Annotated in this window: 22 protein-coding genes; 8 read left to right on the top strand and 14 right to left on the bottom strand. The window is 61.1% G+C overall.

Annotated elements, in window-relative coordinates:
- Positions 1-86: 86 nt before the first annotated feature.
- A complete protein-coding gene (locus HBO09_RS01430; RefSeq protein ID WP_169991101.1) occupies positions 87-1,007 on the bottom strand; it encodes a LysR substrate-binding domain-containing protein in 921 nt (306 codons plus the stop codon).
- 152 nt (positions 1,008-1,159) lie between these two features.
- Here HBO09_RS01430 and HBO09_RS01425 point away from each other — a divergent pair, with 152 nt between their 5' ends.
- Entirely contained in the window at positions 1,160-2,554 is a 1,395-nt protein-coding gene (locus HBO09_RS01425) for a NorM family multidrug efflux MATE transporter (RefSeq protein ID WP_169991099.1), read from the top strand.
- 329 nt (positions 2,555-2,883) lie between these two features.
- Here HBO09_RS01425 and HBO09_RS01420 read toward each other — a convergent pair whose 3' ends face one another.
- Positions 2,884-4,557, bottom strand: a complete 1,674-nt coding sequence (locus HBO09_RS01420) for a bifunctional diguanylate cyclase/phosphodiesterase (RefSeq protein WP_169991097.1) — start codon at positions 4,555-4,557, stop codon at positions 2,884-2,886.
- A gap of 268 nt (positions 4,558-4,825) precedes the next feature.
- Here HBO09_RS01420 and rep point away from each other — a divergent pair, with 268 nt between their 5' ends.
- Positions 4,826-6,835: a DNA helicase Rep gene (gene rep, locus HBO09_RS01415; RefSeq protein ID WP_029289758.1), complete on the top strand. Its 2,010-nt coding sequence runs from the start codon at positions 4,826-4,828 to the stop codon at positions 6,833-6,835.
- Between the two features lie 57 nt (positions 6,836-6,892).
- Entirely contained in the window at positions 6,893-7,465 is a 573-nt protein-coding gene (locus HBO09_RS01410) for a xanthine phosphoribosyltransferase (protein ID WP_029289761.1), read from the top strand.
- A 130-nt stretch (positions 7,466-7,595) separates the two neighbouring features.
- Here HBO09_RS01410 and HBO09_RS01405 read toward each other — a convergent pair whose 3' ends face one another.
- From HBO09_RS01405 to dadA, 6 genes are all read right to left on the bottom strand, one after another.
- Positions 7,596-9,518 carry an acetyl-CoA hydrolase/transferase family protein gene (locus HBO09_RS01405; protein ID WP_169991095.1) on the bottom strand — a complete coding sequence of 641 codons (1,923 nt, stop codon included), beginning with the start codon at positions 9,516-9,518 and terminating at the stop codon, positions 7,596-7,598.
- Positions 9,519-9,650: 132 nt separating this feature from the next.
- Positions 9,651-10,064, bottom strand: a complete 414-nt coding sequence (locus HBO09_RS01400) for a c-type cytochrome (protein ID WP_092232109.1) — start codon at positions 10,062-10,064, stop codon at positions 9,651-9,653.
- Positions 10,065-10,245: 181 nt separating this feature from the next.
- A complete protein-coding gene (locus HBO09_RS01395; protein ID WP_029289768.1) occupies positions 10,246-10,794 on the bottom strand; it encodes a cupin domain-containing protein in 549 nt (182 codons plus the stop codon).
- A 116-nt stretch (positions 10,795-10,910) separates the two neighbouring features.
- Positions 10,911-11,984 carry an alanine racemase gene (gene alr, locus HBO09_RS01390; RefSeq protein ID WP_169991093.1) on the bottom strand — a complete coding sequence of 358 codons (1,074 nt, stop codon included), beginning with the start codon at positions 11,982-11,984 and terminating at the stop codon, positions 10,911-10,913.
- 77 nt (positions 11,985-12,061) lie between these two features.
- A complete protein-coding gene (locus tag HBO09_RS01385) occupies positions 12,062-12,415 on the bottom strand; it encodes a RidA family protein (RefSeq protein ID WP_029289772.1) in 354 nt (117 codons plus the stop codon).
- Positions 12,387-13,688 (bottom strand): D-amino acid dehydrogenase, encoded by a 1,302-nt coding sequence (gene dadA, locus HBO09_RS01380; protein ID WP_029289774.1) that lies wholly within the window; start codon positions 13,686-13,688, stop codon positions 12,387-12,389. Before dadA ends, HBO09_RS01385 begins: the two co-directional genes overlap by 29 nt.
- Positions 13,689-13,844: 156 nt before the next feature.
- Here dadA and HBO09_RS01375 point away from each other — a divergent pair, with 156 nt between their 5' ends.
- Positions 13,845-14,333, top strand: a complete 489-nt coding sequence (locus HBO09_RS01375) for an Lrp/AsnC ligand binding domain-containing protein (RefSeq protein ID WP_003206849.1) — start codon at positions 13,845-13,847, stop codon at positions 14,331-14,333.
- Positions 14,334-14,365: 32 nt separating this feature from the next.
- On the opposite strand, the gene HBO09_RS01370 is transcribed toward HBO09_RS01375, so the two are convergent.
- Positions 14,366-14,719: a YkgJ family cysteine cluster protein gene (locus HBO09_RS01370; RefSeq protein WP_029289779.1), complete on the bottom strand. Its 354-nt coding sequence runs from the start codon at positions 14,717-14,719 to the stop codon at positions 14,366-14,368.
- 115 nt (positions 14,720-14,834) lie between these two features.
- On the opposite strand from HBO09_RS01370, the gene HBO09_RS01365 reads away from it, so the two are divergent.
- Positions 14,835-16,127, top strand: a complete 1,293-nt coding sequence (locus tag HBO09_RS01365) for an FAD-binding oxidoreductase (protein WP_169991091.1) — start codon at positions 14,835-14,837, stop codon at positions 16,125-16,127.
- 1 nt (position 16,128) lies between these two features.
- On the opposite strand, the gene HBO09_RS01360 is transcribed toward HBO09_RS01365, so the two are convergent.
- Positions 16,129-16,362, bottom strand: coding sequence for a DUF1127 domain-containing protein (locus tag HBO09_RS01360; RefSeq protein WP_169991089.1), 234 nt, complete (start codon positions 16,360-16,362; stop codon positions 16,129-16,131).
- Between the two features lie 166 nt (positions 16,363-16,528).
- Between HBO09_RS01360 and HBO09_RS01355 the strand changes: the two genes are divergently transcribed.
- A complete protein-coding gene (locus HBO09_RS01355; protein WP_169991087.1) occupies positions 16,529-17,962 on the top strand; it encodes a PLP-dependent aminotransferase family protein in 1,434 nt (477 codons plus the stop codon).
- 62 nt (positions 17,963-18,024) lie between these two features.
- Entirely contained in the window at positions 18,025-19,590 is a 1,566-nt protein-coding gene (locus HBO09_RS01350) for a phospholipase D family protein (RefSeq protein WP_169991085.1), read from the top strand.
- A gap of 366 nt (positions 19,591-19,956) precedes the next feature.
- Here HBO09_RS01350 and HBO09_RS01345 read toward each other — a convergent pair whose 3' ends face one another.
- Both HBO09_RS01345 and HBO09_RS01340 read right to left on the bottom strand, forming a co-directional pair.
- Positions 19,957-21,099 (bottom strand): MFS transporter, encoded by a 1,143-nt coding sequence (locus tag HBO09_RS01345; protein WP_169991083.1) that lies wholly within the window; start codon positions 21,097-21,099, stop codon positions 19,957-19,959.
- A gap of 163 nt (positions 21,100-21,262) precedes the next feature.
- Positions 21,263-22,756 (bottom strand): aldehyde dehydrogenase, encoded by a 1,494-nt coding sequence (locus tag HBO09_RS01340; protein WP_029289792.1) that lies wholly within the window; start codon positions 22,754-22,756, stop codon positions 21,263-21,265.
- 228 nt (positions 22,757-22,984) lie between these two features.
- On the opposite strand from HBO09_RS01340, the gene HBO09_RS01335 reads away from it, so the two are divergent.
- A complete protein-coding gene (locus tag HBO09_RS01335) occupies positions 22,985-23,347 on the top strand; it encodes a cupin domain-containing protein (RefSeq protein WP_169991081.1) in 363 nt (120 codons plus the stop codon).
- An 80-nt stretch (positions 23,348-23,427) separates the two neighbouring features.
- On the opposite strand, the gene rpmG is transcribed toward HBO09_RS01335, so the two are convergent.
- Complete coding sequence (gene rpmG, locus HBO09_RS01330) at positions 23,428-23,583, bottom strand: 50S ribosomal protein L33 (RefSeq protein ID WP_003176906.1); 156 nt, start codon at positions 23,581-23,583, stop codon at positions 23,428-23,430.
- Between the two features lie 11 nt (positions 23,584-23,594).
- Positions 23,595-23,828, bottom strand: a complete 234-nt coding sequence (gene rpmB / locus HBO09_RS01325) for a 50S ribosomal protein L28 (protein WP_007920377.1) — start codon at positions 23,826-23,828, stop codon at positions 23,595-23,597.
- Positions 23,829-24,225 lie beyond the last annotated feature (397 nt).

Raw genomic sequence — 24,225 nt, 5'->3', positions numbered from 1 at the left:
CACACCTACTTCGGCGGCCGGGGTCAATACTTGAGCAAATCACAGGGGTATCACTCCAACGCCTTGTTGGCGGGCGCTGCATCGATTCAGTCGAGCTGTTCCACTGCCGGCAGTGCCATGGCCCGCACTTCACTTTGCAGAAAGTCCGACAGCCTGCGCAGGCGCTCACCGCCGGGGCGGGTCTTGGGCCAGACCAGGTAGTAGCTCTCGCCGCTGGCCACCGCAGTAGGCCAAGGCAGGCTCAAACGGCCCTGGGCCACATCCTCGGCGACCATCAGCAGGTCGCCCATGGACACGCCATACCCCCGGGCAGCAGCGATCATGCCCAGCTCCAGCGTATCGAACACCTGCCCACCCTTGATGGCGACGCGGGAGGCCAGCCCCGTGCGCTGCAACCAGCGCCGCCAATCACGCCGGTCCGGCGTGGGGTGCAGCAGCTCGGCGCCGGCCAGGCGTTCCACATCCCAGGGGCCATCGTTAAGCAAGTTCGGAGCGCCCACCGGGATCAGCAATTCAGGAAACAGGTAACTGGCTTCCCAGTCCGCAGGAAAGTGCCCATCGCTCAGCAGGACCGCGCAGTCGAACGGCTCCTGGTTGAAATCCACCTCATCGATGCTCATCCACGCGCTGGTCAACTGCACCTCATTGCCCGGCTGCAGATGCCGGAACCGACTCAACCGCGCCAGCAACCAACGCATGGTCAGGGTCGACGGGGCCTTCATGCGCAAGATGTCGTCCTCGGCATTCAAGGTATGGCAAGCGCGTTCCAGGGCGGCAAAACCCTCGCGCACGCCGGGCAACAGCAGGCGCGCCGACTCGGTGAGCTGCAAGGTGCGCCCGCTGCGCTGGAACAGGCGGCAGGCGAAGTGCTCCTCCAGGGTGCGGATATGTCGGCTGACCGCACTTTGGGTGATGGACAGCTCTTCGGCGGCACGGGTGAACGAGTTGTGCCGGGACGCCGCTTCAAATGCGCGCAAGGCATGCAGAGGAGGAAGGCGACGAGACATGAGGAAAACTCCGACGGCATGATCCGCAAACCCTACCAGAATCATTCTTGCATGAGTTTTAATCATGCGACTGATCGCATTTATCCCTTTGTGCAACGCGCTGAGAGCGCCGAGAATCACCCCCTCTACCCTTTATGCAAATACTGAGCGTGATGACCATGCAGCATCCGGCGCGTACCGAACTCTGGGCCATTCTGCGGCTGTCAGGGCCGTTGATTGCCTCACAGTTGGCGCACATGCTGATGGTGCTCACCGACACCCTGATGATGGCCCGCCTGAGCCCCGAAGCCTTGGCCGGCGGTGGGCTGGGTGCGGCGAGCTACTCGTTTGTGTCGATCTTTTGCATCGGCGTGATTGCCGCCGTGGGCACCCTGGTCGCTATCCGTCAGGGCGCCGGCGATATCGAAGGCGCGACCCGCCTGACCCAGGCCGGGCTCTGGCTGGCCTGGCTGATGGCCCTGGTAGCGGGCCTGCTGTTGTGGAACCTCAAGCCGGTGCTGCTGATGTTCGGCCAGACCGAAACCAACGTGCAGTCGGCCGGCCAGTTCCTGATGATCCTGCCGTTCGCCCTGCCCGGTTACCTGACGTTCATGGCCCTGCGCGGCTTCACCAGCGCCATCGGCAAAGCCACGCCGGTGATGGTGATCAGCCTGTGCGGCACGGTGATCAACTACCTGCTCAACCATGCGTTGATCGAAGGCATGTTCGGCCTGCCCAAGCTGGGCCTGATGGGCATTGGCCTGGTCACGGCGATTGTCGCCAACTGCATGGCCCTGGCACTGTTGTGGTACATCAAATACAACCGCGCCTACGCGGCGTATCCGCTGGGCAAGGGCCTGTTGCGGCCCAACCTGCACTACCTGCGCGAGCTGTGGCGCCTGGGCCTGCCGATTGGCGGCACCTACGCGGTGGAAGTCGGCTTGTTCGCCTTTGCGGCGCTGTGCATGGGAACCATGGGCAGTACGCAATTGGCGGCCCATCAGATTGCCCTGCAAATCGTCTCGGTGGCGTTCATGGTGCCGGCGGGCATGTCTTACGCGGTCACCATGCGCATCGGCTTGCACTACGGCGGCGGGCATTTGCTTGGCGCGCGGTTGGCCGGGCGGGTCGGGATCGCCTTCGGCGCAACGGTGATGCTGGGGTTTGCCATGGTGCTCTGGTTGTTTTCAGACCCGCTGATCGGCCTGTTCCTCGACCATGACGACCCGGCCTTCGCCCAGGTGATCAGCCTGGCGGTCAGCCTGTTGGCGGTGGCGGCGTGGTTCGAGTTGTTCGACGGCGTGCAAACCATCGCCATGGGCTGTATTCGCGGGCTCAAGGATGCCAAGACCACCTTCCTCGTCGGCCTGGGGTGCTACTGGTTGATTGGCGCGCCGGCGGCCTGGTTGATGGCGTTTACCCTGGACTGGGGCCCGACGGGCGTGTGGTGGGGCTTGGCCCTGGGCCTGGCCTGTGCGGCGATTACCCTGACGTGGGCGTTTGAAAGAAAGATGAAGCGGATGATTGCCCAGGAACCGCAAATCGACACGGCCCCACAGCCGAACTGAAGCATGTACTCGGTCAATATGGGAGCTGGCTTGCCTGCGATAGCCATCGGTACCTGCACAATTTTGCCGCAGCGCATAAATCCCGGCAGAGAGGGCTGTTGTGGCGAGCGGGCTTGCCCCGCGCTGGGGCGCGTAGCGCCCCCAATAAAGGAAGAATGCGGTGTACCAGATACTGCGCAGAGACTGGTTTTGGGGCTGCTGCGCAGCCCAGCGCGGGCGATGCGGCGTTCCGACAAGCCCGCTCGCCACAGGGTATCCAGTTTGATGCGCGACAGCGCTACGTCGAAGAGGTAGTGGAGCCTCCCACATTTTTGATTGGGCTTACAAAGTCAGATCACTTCACCCAACAACGCCTGCTGGCTGCTGCCAAATGTCAGGTACTCCACCAATTCCGCAAGCGGTAACGGCTTGCTGATCAGGTAACCCTGGGCCTGGTCGCAGCCAAACAGACGCAACAACGCCAGTTGCTCGGGCGTTTCCACACCTTCGGCCACCACTTCCAGGTTGAGGTTATGGGCCAGGTTGATCATGGCGTGCACCAGTTTGCGGTTCTCCTCGCGCTCTTCCATGCCGCCGACAAAGCTCTTGTCGATCTTGAGTAGGGCAATCGGCAAGCTGTTGAGGTGGACGAAGGACGAAAACCCGGTACCAAAGTCATCCAGGGAAAAGCGCACACCCAGGCGACCCAAGGCGTCCATGGTCTGCTTGACCAGGTCGCTGCGGCGCATCACAGCGGTTTCCGTAAGTTCGAATTCCAGCCACTGCGCCTCCACCCCACGCTCGGCAATCAGCCGGCTCAGGGTCGACAGCAGTTGGCTGTCCTGGAACTGGCGGAACGACAGATTGACCGCCATGTGCAGCGGCGGCAGGCCGCGTTCGCGCAGGTCCTGCATGTCGCGCAGGGCACGGGAAATCACCCAGTAGCCCAACGGCACGATCAGGCCGCTCTGCTCGGCCAACGGCACGAACTCGCTTGGCGGCAACAGGCCGCGCTCGCCATGGCGCCAGCGCACCAGGGCTTCGAGGCCGACGATATGCCCATCGTCCAGGTCCAGGCGCGGCTGGTAATGCAGCTCCAGTTCATCACGGCGCAGCGCCCGGCGCAGTTCGCTTTCCAGGTCGGCGAGGCTGCGGGCGTTGCGATTGATGCGTTCATTGAAGATATGAAAGGTGCAGCCCTGGGTGCTCTTGGCCTGTTGCATGGCGATATGCGCGTGCCACATCAACGGGTCAGCACCGGCCTTGGCGCGGGCATGGGCCACACCGAGGCTGCAGCCGATCAGCAGGCTCTCGCCATCGACCCAGTAAGGTTCGGCCATGGCCTCGATGATGCGCTCAGCCATCCACTCGGCGCGTTGCGGCGCACGGCGGGTGTCGATCAGCAAGGCGAATTCGTCACTGCCCAGGCGCGCCAGTTGGTCGCCGGCTTCGAGCTGGCTCTTGAGCCGCGAAACCACTTGCAAGATCAACCGGTCGCCCGCCTGATGGCCAAGGGCATCGTTGGCATGACGGAAGTTGTCCAGGTCCAGGTGGCCGAGGGCCAGGCCACGCCCGTCGTTTTCCGCCAGGCGCGCGGCCAGCAGGGTCTGGAAGCCCTGGCGGTTGGCGATGCCGGTCAGCGGGTCCTGTTCGGCCAGGCGTTGCAGGGTGTTTTCCAGCAAGCCGCGCTCGCGCACGTGGCGCAGGCAGCGGCGCACCGTGTCCACATCAAACGCACCGTGAATCAACCAGTCACTGGCGCCCAGCGGTGCAACCAGCGGTTCCTGCTCCAGCAGCAATACGGTGGGCAGGCTGCAACGGCCAGGGCCGGGTTGCAGGCTCGGGGTAGTGAGCAATACGGCCGAGCGATCATCGTCGAACAGGCTGCTCACCGACTCCCAGCTTGGTGCACTGATCAGCACGGCACCATCACCCATCGGCACCAGGCACTCGCGCAACAATGCTGCCCACGTAGGCGTATCGGCCAATAGCAGCAAACGCAAGGGTTCGACAGGCGTAGACAAGCTAGCTCCCTAGACTATGCAAGATTTCGTTGGCGGCGGGCATTATGACGTGCAGCCTGATAATGACCAATGATATTGGTTATCAAATACGCGCAGTGCGGCTCTAGATCGAACAATAGACCCAAAAACCCCGCACATCCTGCGGCAAAGTAACAAAAGCGGCAAATTTAGATCGAGTGGTACGTCACACTGTCGTTCAGAGGCAGCAGAATCTTGCCAGCCTGTTAAAATGCCCGCCCTTTTCGCTCAAAGACTCCCAAAACCCTGTATGTCCCGACTCAATCCCCGGCAGCAAGAAGCCGTGAACTACGTCGGCGGCCCTCTATTGGTGCTCGCCGGTGCTGGCTCCGGCAAGACCAGCGTGATCACCCGCAAGATTGCGCACTTGATCCAGAACTGTGGCATCCGTGCCCAGTACATCGTCGCCATGACCTTTACCAACAAGGCGGCGCGGGAAATGAAAGAGCGCGTCGGCACCCTGCTCAAGGGTGGCGAAGGCCGTGGCCTCACCGTGTGTACCTTCCACAACCTGGGGCTGAACATCATCCGCAAGGAGCATGCGCGGCTGGGCTACAAGCCGGGCTTCTCGATCTTCGACGAGACCGACGTCAAGGCCCTGATGACCGACATCATGCAGAAGGAATACGCGGGAGACGACGGCGTCGATGAGATCAAGAACATGATCGGCGCCTGGAAAAACGACCTGATCCTGCCCCCCGAAGCCCTGGAAAACGCACGCAACCCCAAGGAACAGACCGCCGCCATCGTCTACACCCACTACCAGCGCACGCTCAAGGCGTTCAATGCGGTGGACTTCGACGACCTGATCCTGCAGCCGGTCAAGCTGTTCCAGGAACACGCCGACATCCTCGAAAAGTGGCAGAACAAGGTGCGCTACCTGCTGGTGGACGAATACCAGGACACCAACGCCAGCCAGTATTTGCTGGTGAAATTGCTGATCGGTACGCGCAACCAGTTCACCGTGGTCGGCGACGATGACCAGTCGATCTACGCCTGGCGCGGTGCGCGCCCGGAAAACCTGATGCTGCTCAAGGTCGACTACCCGTCGCTGAAAGTGGTGATGCTGGAGCAGAACTATCGCTCCACCAGCCGCATCCTGCGTTGCGCCAACGTGCTGATCTCCAACAACCCCCACGAGTTTGAAAAGCAGTTGTGGAGCGAGATGGGCCATGGCGATGAGATCCGCGTGATCCGCTGCCGCAACGAAGACGCCGAAGCCGAGCGCGTGGCCGTGGAAATTCTCAGCCTGCACTTGCGCACCGACCGGCCCTACAGTGATTTTGCGATCCTGTATCGCGGTAACTACCAGGCCAAGCTGATCGAGTTGAAGTTGCAGCACCACCAGGTGCCGTATCGCCTGTCAGGGGGCAACAGCTTTTTCGGACGCCAGGAAGTAAAGGATCTGATGGCCTACTTCCGGTTGATCGTGAACCCGGACGACGACAACGCCTTCCTGCGCGTGATCAACGTGCCACGCCGGGAGATCGGCTCCACGACCCTGGAAAAGCTCGGTAACTACGCCACCGAACGCAAGATCTCGATGTACGCCGCCACCGACGAAATCGGCCTGGGCGAACACCTGGATACGCGCTTCACCGATCGCCTGTCGCGCTTCAAGCGCTTTATGGACAAGGTGCGCGAGCAGTGCGCCGGCGAAGACCCGATCAGCGCCCTGCGCAGCATGGTCATGGATATCGACTATGAAAACTGGCTGCGCACCAACAGCTCCAGCGACAAGGCCGCGGACTACCGCATGGGCAACGTCTGGTTCCTGATCGAGGCGCTGAAGAACACCCTGGAAAAAGACGAAGACGGTGAAATGACCGTCGAGGACGCCATCGGCAAGCTGGTGCTGCGCGACATGCTCGAGCGCCAGCAGGAAGAAGAAGATGGCGCCGAGGGTGTGCAGATGATGACCTTGCATGCATCCAAGGGCCTGGAATTCCCCTACGTGTTCATCATGGGCATGGAAGAGGAAATCCTCCCACACCGCTCCAGTATCGAAGCCGACACCATCGAAGAAGAACGGCGCCTGGCCTACGTGGGTATTACCCGTGCACGTCAGACCCTGGCCTTCACCTTTGCGGCCAAGCGCAAGCAGTACGGCGAGATCATCGACTGCGCCCCGAGCCGGTTCCTTGATGAGCTGCCACCGGACGATCTGGCCTGGGAAGGCAACGACGACACCCCAACTGAAGTCAAGGCGGTACGTGGTAACACCGCCCTGGCGGATATACGCGCGATGCTAAAGCGCTAGAATCGACTACTTTTTAATCTACTTTCGGCGCCCCTTGCGCCACCAGAGGAAGCTTTTGTGGAAGCACTGCACAAGAAAATTCGCGAAGAAGGCATCGTGCTTTCCGACCAGGTACTCAAGGTCGACGCCTTTCTGAACCATCAGATCGACCCGGCGCTGATGAAGCTGATCGGCGACGAATTCGCCGCACTGTTCAAGGATTCGGGGATCACCAAGATCGTCACCATCGAAGCCTCGGGTATCGCGCCGGCGATCATGACCGGCCTGAACCTGGGCGTGCCGGTGATTTTCGCCCGCAAGCAACAGTCCCTGACCCTGACGGAAAACCTGCTGTCGGCGACGGTGTATTCCTTCACCAAGAAAGTCGAAAGTACCGTGGCGATCTCCCCTCGGCACCTGACCAGCAGCGACCGCGTGCTGGTGATCGATGACTTCCTGGCCAACGGCAAGGCGTCCCAGGCACTGATTTCGATCATCAAACAGGCCGGCGCCACCGTGGCGGGCCTGGGGATTGTGATCGAGAAGTCGTTCCAGGGCGGGCGTGCAGAACTGGACGCCCAGGGCTACCGGGTTGAGTCGCTGGCGCGGGTCAAGTCCCTGGCGGGTGGGGTTGTGACCTTCATCGACTGAAGGTGAGCGAGCACAGTTAAAAATGTGGGAGCGGGCTTGCTCGCGATAGCGGTGGATCAGCCACTCATGAGTTGACTGACAGACCGCATTCGCGAGCAAGCCCGCTCCCACATTGGGTTTGTGGTGGCTGTTAGTGTGCGGTGGCCTTGAGGCCTGCGAGCAGCAAGCGCTGATACAGATCCTCTTTAAACCCCTCAGGCTTATCCAGGCGCATGCGCACCAGATGCTCGGGAAACGCCTCAGGCTCCGGTGCATCCAGCGCCGCCTTGCCCAACTCCAGAATCTCGGTCAGCTTGAATTTGCTCTTGAGCCAGTTCAGCGCGCGCAACAAATCCCGCTCTTCATCGGTGAAGTCACTGCCCAGCGGATACTCCGGGAACAGCCTTGTGTGCCGCGCCTGCACCGCCTGCAAACGCTCGGGGGTGTTGTCGGCAAAGCGCGGGTCGAGCTGGAAGTCCTTGGGCAACTTGCCGGCTTTTTGCGCCTGTTCGATCAAGTCGGCCTGGAACCGTGAGTCGGTGATATTGAGCAACGCCTCGATCACCTGGGCGTCGGTCTGGCCGCGCAGGTCTGCGATACCGTATTCGGTGATCACGATATCGCGCAGGTGCCGTGGAATCGTGCAGTGCCCGTATTCCCAGACAATATTGGAGCTGACCTCGCCGGCCGATTCGCGCCAACTGCGCAGGATCAGGATCGAGCGCGCGCCCTCCAGCGCATGGCCCTGGGCAACAAAGTTGTATTGCCCACCCACCCCGCTGAGCACGCGGCCGTCTTCCAGTTGGTCGGCAATGCCGCCGCCCAGCAACGTGACCATGATCGCACTGTTGATAAACCGCGCATCCACACGCTGCAAACGCTTGAGTTCTTCCTGCCCGTACAGCTCGTTGATATAGCTGATGCGAGTCATGTTGAATTCCAGGCGCTTGGCGTGGGTCATTTCCTGCAGGCGCTGGTAAAAACTGCGTGGCCCGAGGAAGAAACCACCGTGGATCGATATGCCATCGGGCTGCGCCGCATCGTCCAGCAGCCCCGCGTTGGCCTGCTCCTGCGTCGCCACATCCGGGTACACCTTGCGCCGCACAATCCCGGCATCGGCCAGTACCAACAGGCCGTTGACGAACATTTCGCTGCAACCATAAAGGCCCCGGGCAAACGGTTCGACCCCGCCCTCACGACTGATCAGCGGCGCCCATTGGTACACATCCAGGTCGGTGAGCAACTGCCGATACCCCTCGTTATCGGCCTGGCGCGCCAGCAACGCGGCGGTCAAGGCGTCGCCCATCGAACCGATACCAATCTGCAAGGTGCCGCCATCGCGCACCAGGGTGCTGGCGTGCAAACCGATGAAGTGGTCCTGCAAACCCACTGGCATGTTAGGCGTGGAGAACAGGGTGGTGCGGTCTTTTTCGTCGATCAGAAAGTCGAACTGGTCCATGCCCAGTTCGGCATCACCGGGCATGTAGGGCAAATCTTCATGCACCTGGCCGACCACCAGGATGGTCTCGCCTGCCGCGCGGCGCTTGGCGATCATGGGCAACAGGTCGAGGGTGATATCGGGGTTGCAGCTCAGGCTCAGGCGATCCGGGTGCTCACTGCTGCTGGCCACCAATTGCGCCACCAGGTTCAGGCCAGCGGCGTTGATATCGCGGGCGGCATGGCTGTAGTTGCTGCTGACGTAATCCTGCTGGGCCGAGGTGCTATGCAGCAGGCTGCCGGGCTGCATGAAGAACTGCTGCACGTGGATGTTGGCCGGCAGGCTGTCCTTGCGCAGGGCGGCAAGGTAATCCAGCTCGGGATAATCACCGAACACCCGCTCGACAAACGGCTCCAGAAAGCGCTTTTGCAAACCATCACCCAATGGCGGGCGGCCCAGGCTCAACGCGGTGTAGATCGTCAGCGACCGCTCGGGCAGCTTGGCGATACGCCGGTACAAGGCATTGGCAAACAGATTCGGCTTACCCAGGCCCAGCGGCATACCCATGTGGATATGCGCAGGCAGGCGCTCCAGTACGTCATCGACCGCTTGCTCGATTGAACACAACTGCACCATCCGACCCTCCTGACGTTCCGTGATTAGGGGTTGGACCGAGCTTGCCGGGTCTTTGCTGCAATGAACAGCCTTGGCCGGCAAATTGCGGGCACAAAAAAGCCGCTGGTCAGCGGCTTTTTGGCGAAGATCGGTTTATTTCAAACCAGACATCTTCTCGATTGCAGCCTTGAGGTCGTCATCCGAGCAATCGGAGCAGGTGCCTTTAGGCGGCATGGCGTTGATGCCGGTGATGGCCTTGGCCAGGATGCCGTCGAGGCCGCCCTGGTGGTCGGCGCGCTCTTTCCAGGCTGCGGTGTCACCGATTTTCGGTGCGCCCAACAGGCCAGTGCCGTGGCAAGCATTACAGTGCTTGGCGATGATCTCGTCCGGCGTTTTTGCGCCGCCGCCGCCCGCTGTCACAGCGACTTCCATGCCCTTGCATTCCTCACCTTGAATACAGACCTTCCCCACGGGTTCAAGGCGCTTGGCAATATCATCATTGGTCGCAGCTTGAGCGCTGGCAGCCCAAAGGGCCAGTACGGTTGCTGGTACAGCCAGCATTTTCATAATTAGGTTCACGCGTTCACCCTCATGGTGGCTATTCACGCCTGCGGCCACGGTTTCGCAGGCGGCGAAAGTATAACGGTTAGGCCGCCTCACTGAAACAACCCTATTATCCAAGGGGAGATTGAGCATGGCGAAATACAACTACGGGCACCTCTGCAAGGTAGGCAGGGCGCCTCTTCTGTTAAAAGTTCGCGGGTGTGGCTGCGCTGATTAGTCGCGCCGGCACATCGAACGGATTGCGAAAACGGTGCGGCTTGGTGCTTTCAAAGTAGTAGCTATCGCCGGCTTCGAGCACAAAAGTTTCAACGCCCACCACCAATTCCAGACGACCTTCCAGCAGGATCCCGGTTTCCTCGCCGTCATGGGTCAGCATTTCCTCACCCGTATCGGCGCCCGGTGGGTAGATTTCGTTGAGAAACGCAATCGCCCGGCTCGGATGTGCCCGGCCCACCAGCTTCATGGTCACCGCACCATCGGAGATGTCGATCAGCTCATTGGCTTTATAGACGATCTGCGTCGGTTTTTCCTGGAGGATCTCCTCGGAAAAGAACTCGACCATGGACATGGGGATGCCGCCCAGCACCTTGCGCAAGGAGCTGATGGATGGGCTGACACTGTTTTTCTCGATCATCGAAATGGTGCTGTTGGTGACGCCCGCACGCTTGGCGAGTTCACGCTGGGAAAGACCTTTCAGTTTACGGATGGATTGCAGTCGTTCGCCGACGTCCAATGCAGGAGCCTCCTAGGATTCAGGCTTTGTTGTAATTGAGCGTTATCATGGCGACAGCGTTCAGTATTTACAACACTTTGGTCTGAATCCCGCTGGGCTTCATCTGCAGCTGGCGGCTAAGCGCCGGAATAGAGCCGTGGCACACGACGCAGGTTGCAGAAAATCTGATAAGGGATGGTCTCGGCGGCGGTCGCCACATCGCTGGCGAGGATGTTTTTGCCCCACAACTCGACGGTCGAACCCAGACCTGCCTGGGGTACATCGGTCAGGTCGATACACAGCATGTCCATCGACACCCGCCCCAGCAATTGGCTGCGCTGGCCGGCGACCAGCACCGGCGTACCGGTCGGCGCATGCCGTGGATAACCGTCGGCATAACCCATGGCAACCACACCGATACGCATCGGCTTGGGCGTTACAAACCGCGCGCCATAACCCACTGGCTCGCCCGCAGGCAGCTCGCGTACGCAGATGACTTTCGACTCCAGGGTCATCACCGGTTGCAAACGCGCGGCAACCGCCTGGTCTTCACCAAAGGGGGTCGCGCCATAAAGCATGATGCCCGGCCGTACCCAATCACTGGAAACGCTCGGCCAACCCATCACCGACGGCGAATTGCGCAGGCTGACCTGGGCCGCCAAGCCCTGGCGCGCCGCCTCGAAGACCGCGACCTGTTCATCGCTGCTTGTGCAGTCCAGTTCATCGGCGCGGGCGAAGTGGCTCATCAACACGATCTTGGCCACTTTGCCACTGGCCAGCAGGCGCTGGTAGGCATCGTGATAATCCTTGGGATGCAAACCAACCCGGTGCATGCCCGAGTCCAGCTTCAACCACACCGTCAGCGGCTTGCTCAGGCGCGCCTGTTCAATCGCTTCCAGCTGCCACAACGAATGCACCACACACCAGAAGTCATGCTCGATGATCAGCGGCAGTTCATCGGCCTCGAAGAACCCTTCGAGCAACAACACCGGCCCACCAATCCCGGCGGCGCGCAACTCCAACGCCTCCTCGATACAGGCCACGGCAAAACCGTCGGCCTGGTCTTCCAGGGCCTGGGCCACGCGCACGGCTCCATGGCCGTAGGCGTCAGCCTTGATCACGGCGAGGGCCTTGGCCCCGGTCAGTTCGCGAGCCAATTGGTAGTTATGGCGCAGGGCTTGTAGGTCGATCAGGGCACGGGCAGGACGCATGGCGGCAGGCTTCTAGGCGGCGGTGGGAAGAAAAAACCGGTACCGGCCAATAGCGCCGGCACCGGAAGAGGGATCGTTTAAGGCAGAGCGGCCACGACAGACAGCTCGACCAGGATTTCTGGCTCACACAGTTTCGACTCGACCGTAGCGCGGGCCGGGGCGACGCCTTTTGGCAGCCACTTGTCCCATACCGCGTTCATGCCGGCAAAGTCGGCGTCGATGTCTTTGAGGTAGATCGTCACCGACAGCAACCTGGTTTTGTCGGTACCGGCCAGATCCAGCAAACGCTCGATATTGGCGAGGGTCTCACGGGTCTGCTGTTCAATCCCGGCACTCATGTCGTCGCCGACTTGCCCTGCCAGATACACGGTACCGCTGTGGACAACGATCTGGCTCATGCGCTCATTGGTGAGCTGGCGCTGGATTGACATGTTTTGTGGACTCCTGAGGGTTGCCGTAACGGGAAATATCAAGGCCTGCGGCGCTGATCTGCGGGGTTTTCTTGGCCATCAGGTCCGCCAGCAAGCGACCGGAGCCACAGGCCATGGTCCAGCCGAGAGTGCCGTGGCCGGTGTTCAAGAACAGATTCTTGAACGGGGTGGCGCCGACAATTGGCGTGCCGTCCGGGGTGGTCGGGCGCAGGCCGGTCCAGAACGTGGCCTCGCTCAAATCACCGCCCTGAGGATAAAGGTCGTTGACGATCATCTCCAGGGTTTCGCGCCGGCGCGGGTTCAGCGACAGGTCAAAACCGGCTATTTCAGCCATGCCCCCGACCCGGATGCGGTTGTCGAACCGGGTGATCGCAACCTTGTAGGTTTCGTCGAGGATGGTCGAAGTCGGGGCCATCGCCGGGTTGGTGATCGGCACGGTCAGGGAGTACCCCTTGAGCGGATACACCGGAGCCTTGATCCCCAGCGGCTTGAGCAACTGAGGCGAGTAGCTGCCCAGGGCCAGCACGTAGCGATCGGCGGTTTCCAGCTTGCCGTCGATCCACACACCGTTGATACGATCACCGGCGTGGTCCAGGCGCTGAATGTCCTGCTCGAAACGGAACTCCACACCCAACTGTTTGCACATATCGGCCAGGCGGGTGGTGAACATCTGGCAGTCGCCGGTCTGGTCATTGGGCAGGCGCAAGGCACCGGCCAGGATATCCGTGACGCTGGCCAGGGCCGGCTCGACGCGGGCAATGCCGGCGCGGTCGAGCAGCTCGAACGGTACGCCGGACTCTTTCAACACGGCGATATCCTTGGCCGCGCCATCGAGTTGCGCCTGGGTGCGGAACAATTGCGTAGTACCCAGGCTGCGGCCTTCGTAGGCAATGCCGGTCTCGGCGCGCAGTTCATCGAGGCAGTCGCGGCTGTACTCGGACAGACGCACCATGCGCTCCTTGTTCACCGCATAACGGTTGGCCGTGCAGTTACGCAGCATCTGCGCCATCCACAGGTATTGGTCGATATCGGCCGTGGCCTTGATCGCCAGCGGCGCATGGCGCTGCAACAGCCACTTGATGGCCTTGAGCGGCACACCCGGCGCAGCCCATGGCGATGCATAGCCGGGCGAGACCTGGCCGGCGTTGGCGAAGCTGGTCTCCATTGCAACGGCCGGCTGACGGTCGACCACGACCACTTCAAAACCGGCACGCGCCAAATAGTAGGCACTGGCCACACCAATGACACCGCTACCCAAGACCAAAACGCGCATTTTTATATCCTCATCACTGCTTGACCGCTGACGTTTGTTGTTCAGCACAAAGATGTGGGCAGTATAAAAAGCAATGACCAGTGCATTTCACTATATAAGTGCCTATATTTGGCGACAATTCTCGGCAAAAACCCTTTTCACGGAGGAGCATCCCCTATGCGGACCAATACCCAGACCAAGCGGGAGCTGGACAAGATCGACCGCAACATCCTGCGCATCCTGCAGGCAGACGGGCGGATCTCATTTACCGAGCTAGGGGAGAAGGTAGGGTTGTCGACCACGCCCTGCACTGAACGGGTCCGGCGCCTGGAGCGCGAGGGGATCATCATGGGCTACAACGCCCGCCTCAATCCGCAGCACTTGAAGGGTAGCCTGCTGGTGTTTGTCGAGATCAGCCTCGACTACAAATCCGGCGATACCTTCGAAGAATTCCGACGTGCTGTGCTGAAACTGCCCCATGTGCTGGAGTGCCACCTGGTCTCGGGGGATTTCGACTATCTAGTGAAGGCGCGGATTTCCGAAATGGCTTCGTACCGCAAACTGCTGGGCGACATCCTGCTCAAGCTGCCCCATGTGCGCGAGTCCAAGAGCTATATCGTGATGGAAGAGGTGAAAGAGAGCCTGAACCTGCCGATCCCGGATTGATCCAGCTCCCACTTTTTGACCGAGTAGATCAGCTAAACAAGCACCTGCCGCGTCGTCGCCATGTACTCGTGGATCTGCTTCTCGACCCGAGGGTGAATCAGTTCCACCGGCCCACGGTTGTTGGGGCATGGCAGGCTGGGCGTGGTACCAAACAACCTACAGATCAATGGGCGCTCGTCGTACACCGTGCAACCGTTGGGCCCCAGGTGTACGCAGTTCAGCTCATCCATGGCCGCTTCCTGCTCGGCCGCGGTCTTGCGCGGCAGGCGCGACATTTCCTCGGTGGATGTCGTCACCGGTCCACAGCAATCATGGCAACCCGGCACACACTCGAACGAGGGGATCTGCCGGCGCAGCGCGTTGACTTTCTGGCTGTTGCAACTCATCGAAACCCATACCGAACGGCGAATAGGCGTGGATTTTGCCCTAAAAGCCCCGAGTGAGACAGCTTCACCCGACCGCTGTATCCTGCGTCAAATTTTCCAAACACGGATGCTCCCCATGACCGCCAGCGCCCGGCACACCGCTTCCTACTACGCCGCCAGCAGCCTGCCGCAACCCGATTACCCGGTGCTGGCGGGTGAAGTCGTCGCCGATGTGTGCGTGGTGGGCGGTGGGTTTTCCGGGCTGAACACCGCGCTGGAGCTGGCTGAACGGGGCTTCAGCGTGGTGCTGCTGGAGGCCCGCAAGATTGCCTGGGGCGCCAGCGGGCGCAATGGCGGGCAGCTCATTCGTGGCGTCGGCCACGGCCTTGATCAGTTTGCCAATGTGGTCGGCACCGAAGGCGTGCGGCAGATGAAATTGATGGGCCTGGAAGCCGTGGAAATCGTGCGCCAACGGGTCGAGCGCTTCCAGATTGATTGCGACCTGACCTGGGGTTACTGCGACCTGGCCAACAAGCCTCGCGACCTGCAGGGCCTGGCCGCCGATGCCGAAGAACTGCACAAACTTGGCTATGGTCATGAACTGCGCCTGCTGCAAGCCTCGGAGATGGGCAGCGTGATCGGTTCCGACCGTTACGTGGGCGGCATGATCGACATGGGCTCCGGTCACCTGCATCCGCTGAACCTGGCCCTCGGCGAAGCCGCCGCCGCGCAGCAACTGGGGGTCAGGCTATTCGAGCAGTCCGAAGCCGTGCGCATCGACTACGGCCCTGAAGTCAAAGTCCACACGGCCCACGGCAGCGTGCGCGCCAAGACCCTGGTGCTGGGCTGCAATGCCTACCTCAACGGCCTCAACCCCCACCTGAGCGGCAAGGTGCTGCCCGCCGGCAGCTATATCATCGCCACCGAACCCTTGAGCCCGGCCCAGGCCGCCGAGCTGCTGCCGCAAAACATGGCGGTGTGTGATCAGCGAGTCACGGTGGACTACTTCCGGTTATCCGCCGACCGGCGCCTGCTGTTTGGCGGTGCTTGCCACTATTCCGGACGCGACCCTCAAGACATCGCAGCCTATATGCGGCCCAAGATGCTCAAGGTCTTCCCGCAATTGGCCGAGACGAAGATCGACTACCAATGGGGCGGCATGATCGGCATCGGCGCCAACCGCCTGCCGCAGATTGGCCGGTTGGCCGACCAACCCAACGTGTACTTTGCCCAGGCCTATGCCGGCCATGGCCTGAACGCCACCCACCTGGCGGGCAAGCTGCTGGCCGAAGCCATCAGCGGCCAACAGTGTGGGCGCTTCGATCTGTTTGCCCAGGTGCCCCACATCACCTTCCCTGGCGGCAAGCACTTGCGCTCACCGCTGCTGGCCCTGGGCATGCTCTGGCACCGCTTGAAAGAACTGCTCTGACTCACCCGCGCCAGAACGGCTTCAAGCCTTCCTGGCGCGCCTGCTCGGTGCTCAGGCCAATATCGCGTAGTTGCTCCGGGGTCAGCTCCAGCAGGGCCTGGCGCGTGTGGCGACGGCGCCAGAACAGTTCCCAACGGCTCGGATTGCCAGGCGCCAGCCCGGTCAGTCCGCGCTCCTGCCCTGCTTCCAGTTCCTGACTGTGTAACGCCAGCCGCACATCGCTCAAGCCACTCATTGTCCTGCCCCTCATTTGCCTGTTGCCATGAGTGACTAGAATGGATGGGGCGGCAAAACCATTACAGATTCAACCAACTTTTATTAAATACATACAGATACTGCCAACCATGGGCTGAATCCTGTATTTTGCGCCCATCTGTACTGGTCTCTTGGGAGCGACCGCCATGACCCTCTACGTCAACCTCGCCGAACTGCTGGGCACCCGCATAGAACAGGGCTTCTATCGCCCCGGCGATCGGCTGCCCTCGGTGCGTGCCCTGAGCGTGGAACATGGGGTCAGCCTGAGCACCGTGCAACAGGCTTACCGGTTACTGGAAGACAACGGCCTGGCGACGCCCAAGCCAAAATCCGGCTACTTCGTGCCCGTTGGGCGCGAGCTGCCGGCGCTGCCCGCAGTAGGCCGGCCAGCCCAGCGCCCGGTGGAGATTTCCCAGTGGGACCAAGTGCTGGAGTTGGTCCGCGCGGTGCCGCGCAAAGATGTCATACAGATGGGCCGTGGCATGCCGGATGTGCTGTCGCCGACCATCAAGCCCCTACTGCGCAGCCTGGCCCGAGTCAGTCGCCGCCAGGACCTGCCGGGTCTGTATTACGACAACATCTACGGCTGTATGGAGCTACGCGAGCAAATAGCCCGTCTGTCATTGGATTCCGGCTGCCAGCTCGACGCCCAGGACATCGTGATCACCACCGGCTGCCACGAAGCCCTGTCCTCCAGCATCCGTGCGATTTGCGAGCCCGGCGATATAGTCGCCGTCGACTCGCCGAGCTTCCACGGCGCCATGCAGACCCTCAAGGGCCTGGGCATGAAAGCCCTGGAAATCCCCACCGACCCGCTCACCGGCATCAGCCTCGAAGCTCTGGAACTGGCCCTTGAGCAATGGCCGATCAAAGTTATCCAGTTGACCCCCAACTGCAATAACCCCCTGGGCTACATCATGCCCGAGGCACGCAAACGGGCGTTACTGACCCTGGCCCAGCGCTTTGACGTGGCGATCATCGAAGACGATGTGTATGGCGAACTGGCCTACAGCTACCCGCGACCGCGCACCATCAAATCCTTCGACGAAGATGGCCGCGTCCTACTCTGCAGCTCGTTCTCCAAGACCCTGGCCCCAGGCCTGCGGATCGGCTGGGTAGCGCCTGGACGTTATCTGGAGCGGGTGCTGCACATGAAATACATCAGCACCGGCTCCACTGCCACCCAACCACAGATCGCCATTGCCGAATTCCTCAAGAACGGGCACTTCGAACCGCATTTGCGGCGCATGCGTAGTCAATACCAGCGCAATCGCGACCTGATGCTCGATTGGGTCAGCCGCTATTTTCCCGTCGGCACCCGCGCCAGCCGGCCCCAGGGCAGCTTTATGCTGTGGGTGGAACTGCCCGAGGGGTTTGACACCCTCAGGCTCAACCGTGCCCTGGTCGAGCAAGGGGTACAGATTGCCGTAGGCAGTATCTTTTCCGCCTCGGGCAAATACCGTAATTGCCTGCGGATGAACTACGCTGCCAAACCAACGCCCCAGATTGAAGAGGCGGTGCGCAAGGTCGGGGCAACGGCGATCAAGATGCTCGCTGAAGCTGAACAGCAGCAGGACTGACCTTTTGCCAGCAATCACCGTCATATGCCTGTCACCGCCCTGATTCGGAACCTGTCTTCTTGATGAGCCAACGGCTGTTAGCGTTTTTTTTGCTGGGGTTCCTGGCCCTGGGCGGTTGCGCCACCCTGGATGTGCCCCGGGTGCCCAGCGAGGCACTGCCAGCGACGCAGTCCGCCTTTGGGCGCTCGATCCAGGCCCAGGCCGCGCCCTACCAGGGGCGCTCCGGCTTTCGCCTGCTGCCCAACAGCAGCGAAGCGTTCATGGCCCGCGCCGAATTGATCCGCAATGCCCAGACCAGCCTCGACTTGCAGTACTACATCGTCCACGACGGCATCAGCACGCGCATGCTGGTGGACGAACTGCTGACCGCGGCCGACCGTGGCGTGCGGGTGCGCATCCTCCTGGATGACACCACCAGCGACGGCCTGGACCAGATCATCGCCACCCTGGCCGCGCACCCGCAGATCCAGATCCGCTTGTTCAACCCCTTGCACCTGGGGCGCAGCACCGGCGTGACACGGGCCATGGGCCGGTTGTTCAACCTGTCGCTGCAACACCGGCGCATGCACAACAAGCTGTGGCTGGCCGACAACAGCGTGGCGATTGTTGGCGGGCGCAACCTTGGGGATGAGTATTTCGATGCCGAGCCCAACCTGAACTTCACCGATATCGACATGCTCAGCGTGGGGCCCGTGGCCGAGCAACTGGGCCACAGCTTTGATCAGTACTGGAACAGTGCGCTGAGCAAGCCTATCGCCGACTTTATCTCCAGCGCCCCGTCCTCCCGCGACCTGGCCACCGCACGCGGGCTTCTGGAGAGGTCCCTGGCCGAGTCGCGCCAGCAAAACCATGCCCTGTATAACCGCCTGCGCACCTACCAGACCCAGCCGCGCATGGATATCTGGCGCCGGGAGCTGATCTGGGCCTGGAACCAGGCACTGTGGGACGCGCCGAGCAAGGTCCTGGCCAAGGCCGATCCCGACCCACAACTGCTGCTCACGACCCAACTGGGGCCAGAGCTGGAAGGCGTGCACAGTGAGCTGATGATGATTTCGGCCTACTTCGTGCCCGGCCAGCCGGGCCTGGTGTACCTCACCGGCCGCGCGGACGCAGGCGTCGACGTGCGCTTGCTGACCAACGCCCTGGAAGCCACCGACGTGCCGGCGGTGCATGGCGGTTATGCGCCCTATCGCAAGGCGCTGCTGGAGCACGGGGTGAAGTTGTACGAACTGCGTCGCCAACCGGGCGACGGTGGCGGCAGTGGCCCGCACCTGCTGGGCAGCCGCTCGCTGCATGGTTCGGACTCCAGCCTGCACAGCAAGGCGATGATTTTTGATCGGCAGAAGTCGTTTATCGGCTCGTTCAATTTCGACCCGCGTTCGGTGCTGTGGAACACCGAGGTCGGCGTGCTGGTGGACAGTCCCGAACTGGCCGAGCATGTGCGCAACCTGGCCCTGCAAGGGATGGCGCCAGCCTTGAGTTATGAGGCAAAACTTAAGGATGGCCAGGTGGTATGGGTAACGGAAGACAACGGCCAGATGCACACCCTGACCCGCGAGCCGGGCAGTTGGTGGCGCCGGTTCAATGCCTGGTTTGCTACCACCGTGGGGCTGGAGCGCATGCTCTAAGAACCACGAATATCCATTGTGGGAGCTGGCTTGCCTGCGATAGCCATAGGTATCTACACAACTTCGCCGCAACGCCTAAATCCAGGCAGATAGCGCCGTTGTGGCGAGCGGGCTTGCCCCGCGCTGGGCCGCGAAGCAGCCCTAAACCCGGCCATCGCGGTTTATCTGAAGAAACGCGGGGGGTTTTTTGGGGCTGCTTCGCAGCCCAGCGCGGGGCAAGCCCGCTCGCCACGGGGGAGTTCGTCAGTTTCTGAAAGTTGTGTAGATACCTATGCTGCGATAGCGGTGGGTCAGTTGGCCCATTTGCTACTGATACACCGCTATCGCAGGCAAGCCAGCTCCCACAGTTTTGATCGCACTTCCAAGTCAGGCCGGTTGCTCTGCGCCAAACGCGCCTTGGCGCAACAACAGAATCACCAACCCCAAGGCCCCCGCAGCCATCAACCACGGCAACGCATGCCCGCTGATCCACTGGCTGCCAGCCCCCGCCACCAGCGGCCCGATCAGGCAACCAATCCCCCACAACTGGGCAATATGGGCATTGGCTCGCACCAGCGCATCGTCACGGTAGCGCTCGCCGATCAGAATCAACGACAAGGTGAACAAGCCCCCCGCACTGGCTCCGAACAGGACCCATATCGGCCAGATCAGCCAGGTATCGAGCAACGGCGCAATGGCCAGGCTCGACAGCAGCAACAGCACCGCGCAGCCGAGAAACAGGGTGCGCCTGGGCAGGTAGTCGGCCAGCGCACCAATCGGCAATTGCAGCAAGGCATCGCCTACTACCACGGTGCTGACCATCGCCAACGCCACTTCGGCAGTGAAGCCCTGTTGCAGGCAATACACCGGCAACAGCGTCAGAATCATCGCCTCGAACGCGGCAAACAATGCCACCGCCCAGGCAATCGCCGGCAAGCCCCGGCAAAATCCCCATAAATCGCTGAAGGTCACGCTGAAGGCCTCCGCCGTCGGTGCCCCGCTACGCCCCAGCAGCAGGAAGGGCGCAACGATCAACAGCCCGACGCCAACCCAGAAGCCATAGTCATGATCGGTGCCCAGCACGCCGAGCAATAACGGCCCCGACAGCTGGCTCAAGGCGTAGGTACAGCCATACAGCGCCACCAGCCGACCACGCCACTGCTCCACCACCAGTTGGTTGATCCAGCTTTCGCCGAGGATAAACACAATGGTCAGGATCACCCCGATCATCAACCGCAGCACCAGCCACACCGGATAGCTGGGCAAGACCGCGAGCAGACCGATAGAAACCGCCCCGGCCCACAGACACAGGCGCATCAGGTTTGCCGTACCCAGCCAGGAAGCCAGGCGGCTCGACACCTTGGCGCCCAATAACACACCGAACGCCGGCATGGCCGCCATGATGCCGATGGCAAAGTTGCCATAGCCCCAGCTTTCCAGGCGCAGGGACACCAGCGGCATGCTGACGCCCAGGGCGAGGCCGACGCTGAGTACTGAAGCCAGGACGGCAAAGTAAGTCGCCCAACGCATTGCCACGCTCCTGTGGATAACTCATTTATGGACGGTAAAACGAACTGTAGGAGCGAGCTTGCTCGCGAAGAACTCAAGGACACCGCGTTCAACCAGACAGAACGCGTTATCGTTGACGCTTTTCGCGAGCAAGCTCGCTCCTACAAGGGGTCAGCGCGGTTGCTTACAGCTTGATCCAGGTCGCCTTCAGTTCGGTGTACTTGTCGAACGCGTGCAGCGACTTGTCGCGACCGTTGCCCGACTGCTTGAACCCGCCAAACGGCGCCGTCATGTCACCGCCATCGTACTGGTTGACCCACACGCTACCGGCACGCAACGCCTTGGCGGTCAGGTGCGCCTTGGAGATATCCGAGGTCCAGACCGCAGCGGCCAGGCCATAAGGTGTGTCGTTGGCAATGGCTACGGCTTCTTCAGCGCTGTCGAAGGTAATCACCGACAGGACCGGACCAAAGATCTCTTCCTGGGCAATCTTCATGGCGTTGGTCACACCGTCGAAAATCGTCGGCTCGACGTAAGTACCGCCGGTTTCCTGCAGGGTGCGCTTGCCGCCAGCCACCAATTTGGCGCCATCGGCGTGCCCGGCTTCGATATACGACAACACGGTGTTCATCTGCTGGGTGTCCACCAGCGCACCGACGTTGGTGGCCGGGTCCAGCGGGTTACCCGGCTTCCAGCCCTTGAGGGCCTCGATCACCATCGGCAGGAATTTGTCCTTGATCGAACGCTCCACCAGCAGGCGCGAGCCGGCGGTGCAGACTTCGCCCTGGTTGAAGGCGATGGCGCCCGCGGCGGATTCGGCAGCGGCTTGCAGGTCCGGGGCATCGGCAAACACGATGTTCGGGCTCTTGCCGCCGGCTTCCAGCCAGACGCGCTTCATGTTCGATTCGCCGGAGTAGATCATCAGTTGCTTGGCGATCTTGGTCGAACCGGTAAACACCAGGGTGTCGACGTCCATATGCAGTGCCAACGCCTTGCCCACGGTGTGGCCATAGCCCGGCAGCACGTTGAGCACGCCTTTGGGGATACCGGCTTCAACGGCCAGGGCGGCGATGCGGATGGCGGTCAGCGGCGATTTTTCAGACGGCTTGAGAACGACCGAGTTACCGGTGGACAGCGCCGGCCCCAGTTTCCAGCAGGCCATCATCAGCGGGAAGTTCCACGGCACGATGGCCGCCACTACGCCGACCGGCTCGCGGGTCACCAGGCCTAGTTGGTCATGGGGGGTGGCGGCGACTTCGTCGTAAATCTTGTCGATGGCCTCGCCGCTCCAGCTCAGGGCTTGCGCCGCGCCTGGAATGTCGATGCCCAGGGAGTCGCCGATGGGCTTGCCCATGTCCAGGGTTTCGAGCAGCGCCAGCTCTTCGGCATTGGCCTTGAGCAGCGCGGCGAAACGAATCATGGTGGCTTTGCGCTTGGCCGGGGCCAGGCGTGACCAGGCACCCGAGTTGAAGGTGGCGCGGGCGTTTTCCACGGCGCGCTGGGCGTCGGCGACGTCACAGCTGGCAACCGTGGTCAGTAGGCGGCCATCGACCGGGCTGAGGCATTCGAACGTGTCGCCAGAAACGGCGGCGGTATATTCGCCATTAATGTACGCGCGGCCTTCGATCTTCAGGTCCTTGGCGCGTTGTTCCCAGTCGGCACGGGTCAGGGTGGTCATGCGAGTGTCCTCCTCTTATTAAATATAAGGGCCCGGCGTTATCACCAGTTCCCTTCCAAATGCTTGCCCGGCCAGCCAGCTATTCGGTCCGAGGCACCCGCCACCCTAAACCAGCCGCCAGGGATGTTTCAATATATTTGACATAACGGCGGCAAACGCCCTTGCGATGTTCATTTTAATAAACATAGACTTTGGCTCTCCAACCCCAGGCCTAGACGGGATACGTGCATGAACATTCAGGATGTCGTCGATTTCAGCCAGGCGAACACCGCCGCCGAACGCTACCGCCCCGCCGCAGAAAAAATCCTCAAGGGCGACCCCGAGCAGACGCTCTACAACCACTACAACAGTCCGTGCGGCCAGATGAACGCCGGGGTGTGGGAGGGTGAAGTCGGGCAATGGACGGTGAACTACACCGAACACGAGTACTGCGAGATCGTGCAGGGGGTTTCGGTGCTACGCGATGCCGCTGGCAACGCCAAGACCTTGCGCGCCGGCGATCGCTTCGTGATCCCGGCCGGCTTCAGCGGCACTTGGGAAGTGCTGGAGCCGTGCCGCAAGATCTACGTGGTGTTCGAAGAAAAGGCCTGATCGGTCGATTGCGACTTTTCCAAGACGAAAAAAAACCCGCATCGTGAGATGCGGGTTTTTTTCACAAGAAAGAAAACCAATTACTTGATTTTGCCTTCTTTGTAGATCACGTGCTTGCGAACGCGCGGGTCGAACATTTTCTTTTCGAGCTTGTCCGGGGTAGTACGCTTGTTCTTGTCGGTAGTGTAGAAGTGACCAGTACCGGCGCTAGAGATCATTCGAATCAATTCACGCATGATATAGCTCCTTAGATTTTGCCGTCGCGGCGCAGTTCAGCGAGCACGACAGTGATGCCACGCTTGTCGATGATGCGCATGCCTTTGGCAGATACGCGCAGACGGACAAAACGTTTCTCTTCTTCAACCCAGAAGCGGTGATGCTGCAGGTTTGGCAGGAAACGACGACGGGTTTTGTTGTTTGCGTGGGAAATGTTATTCCCAGTCACCGGACCCTTACCGGTAACTTGACAGACTCTCGACATGCCTCAGCCCTCTAAAACCACATGCCCAACCCGGCATGGGTTGGCCGCTTAATCTCTCAGTCATTTGGCGCCAGGCGCCGCGTTTCTTTAAGGGTCTTACCGGCTACACCTACAGTGAAGGAACCGGGCCCCTAGAAAAGAGCGCTGCTTTATACCAGAAAGACCCCAATGCAACAACAGCCGGTGTGTTTTTCCCGCTGTAAATCTCGCCCGAACAGGCCTCAAGCGCTGCCAGGGTGGGCCGCCGTGCTGCCGAACCGCTCGTCGCGCCGAATGATTTATCGCCGCTATTTGTAGGCCAAGGCCCTGGGCAAAATGACCTGAAGTGCCATCAAAACAGTATTTGCCGTAAATGCACAGGCAAAAATGGGCTAGTCATTTACGAATCAGCCCACTA

The organism is Pseudomonas sp. WS 5027 (assembly GCF_012985695.1).
Taxonomy (GTDB): Bacteria; Pseudomonadota; Gammaproteobacteria; order Pseudomonadales; family Pseudomonadaceae; genus Aquipseudomonas; species Aquipseudomonas hygromyciniae.
Note: the sequence above shows the minus strand (reverse complement) of the source record. Positions and strands in the feature narration are given on the sequence as shown.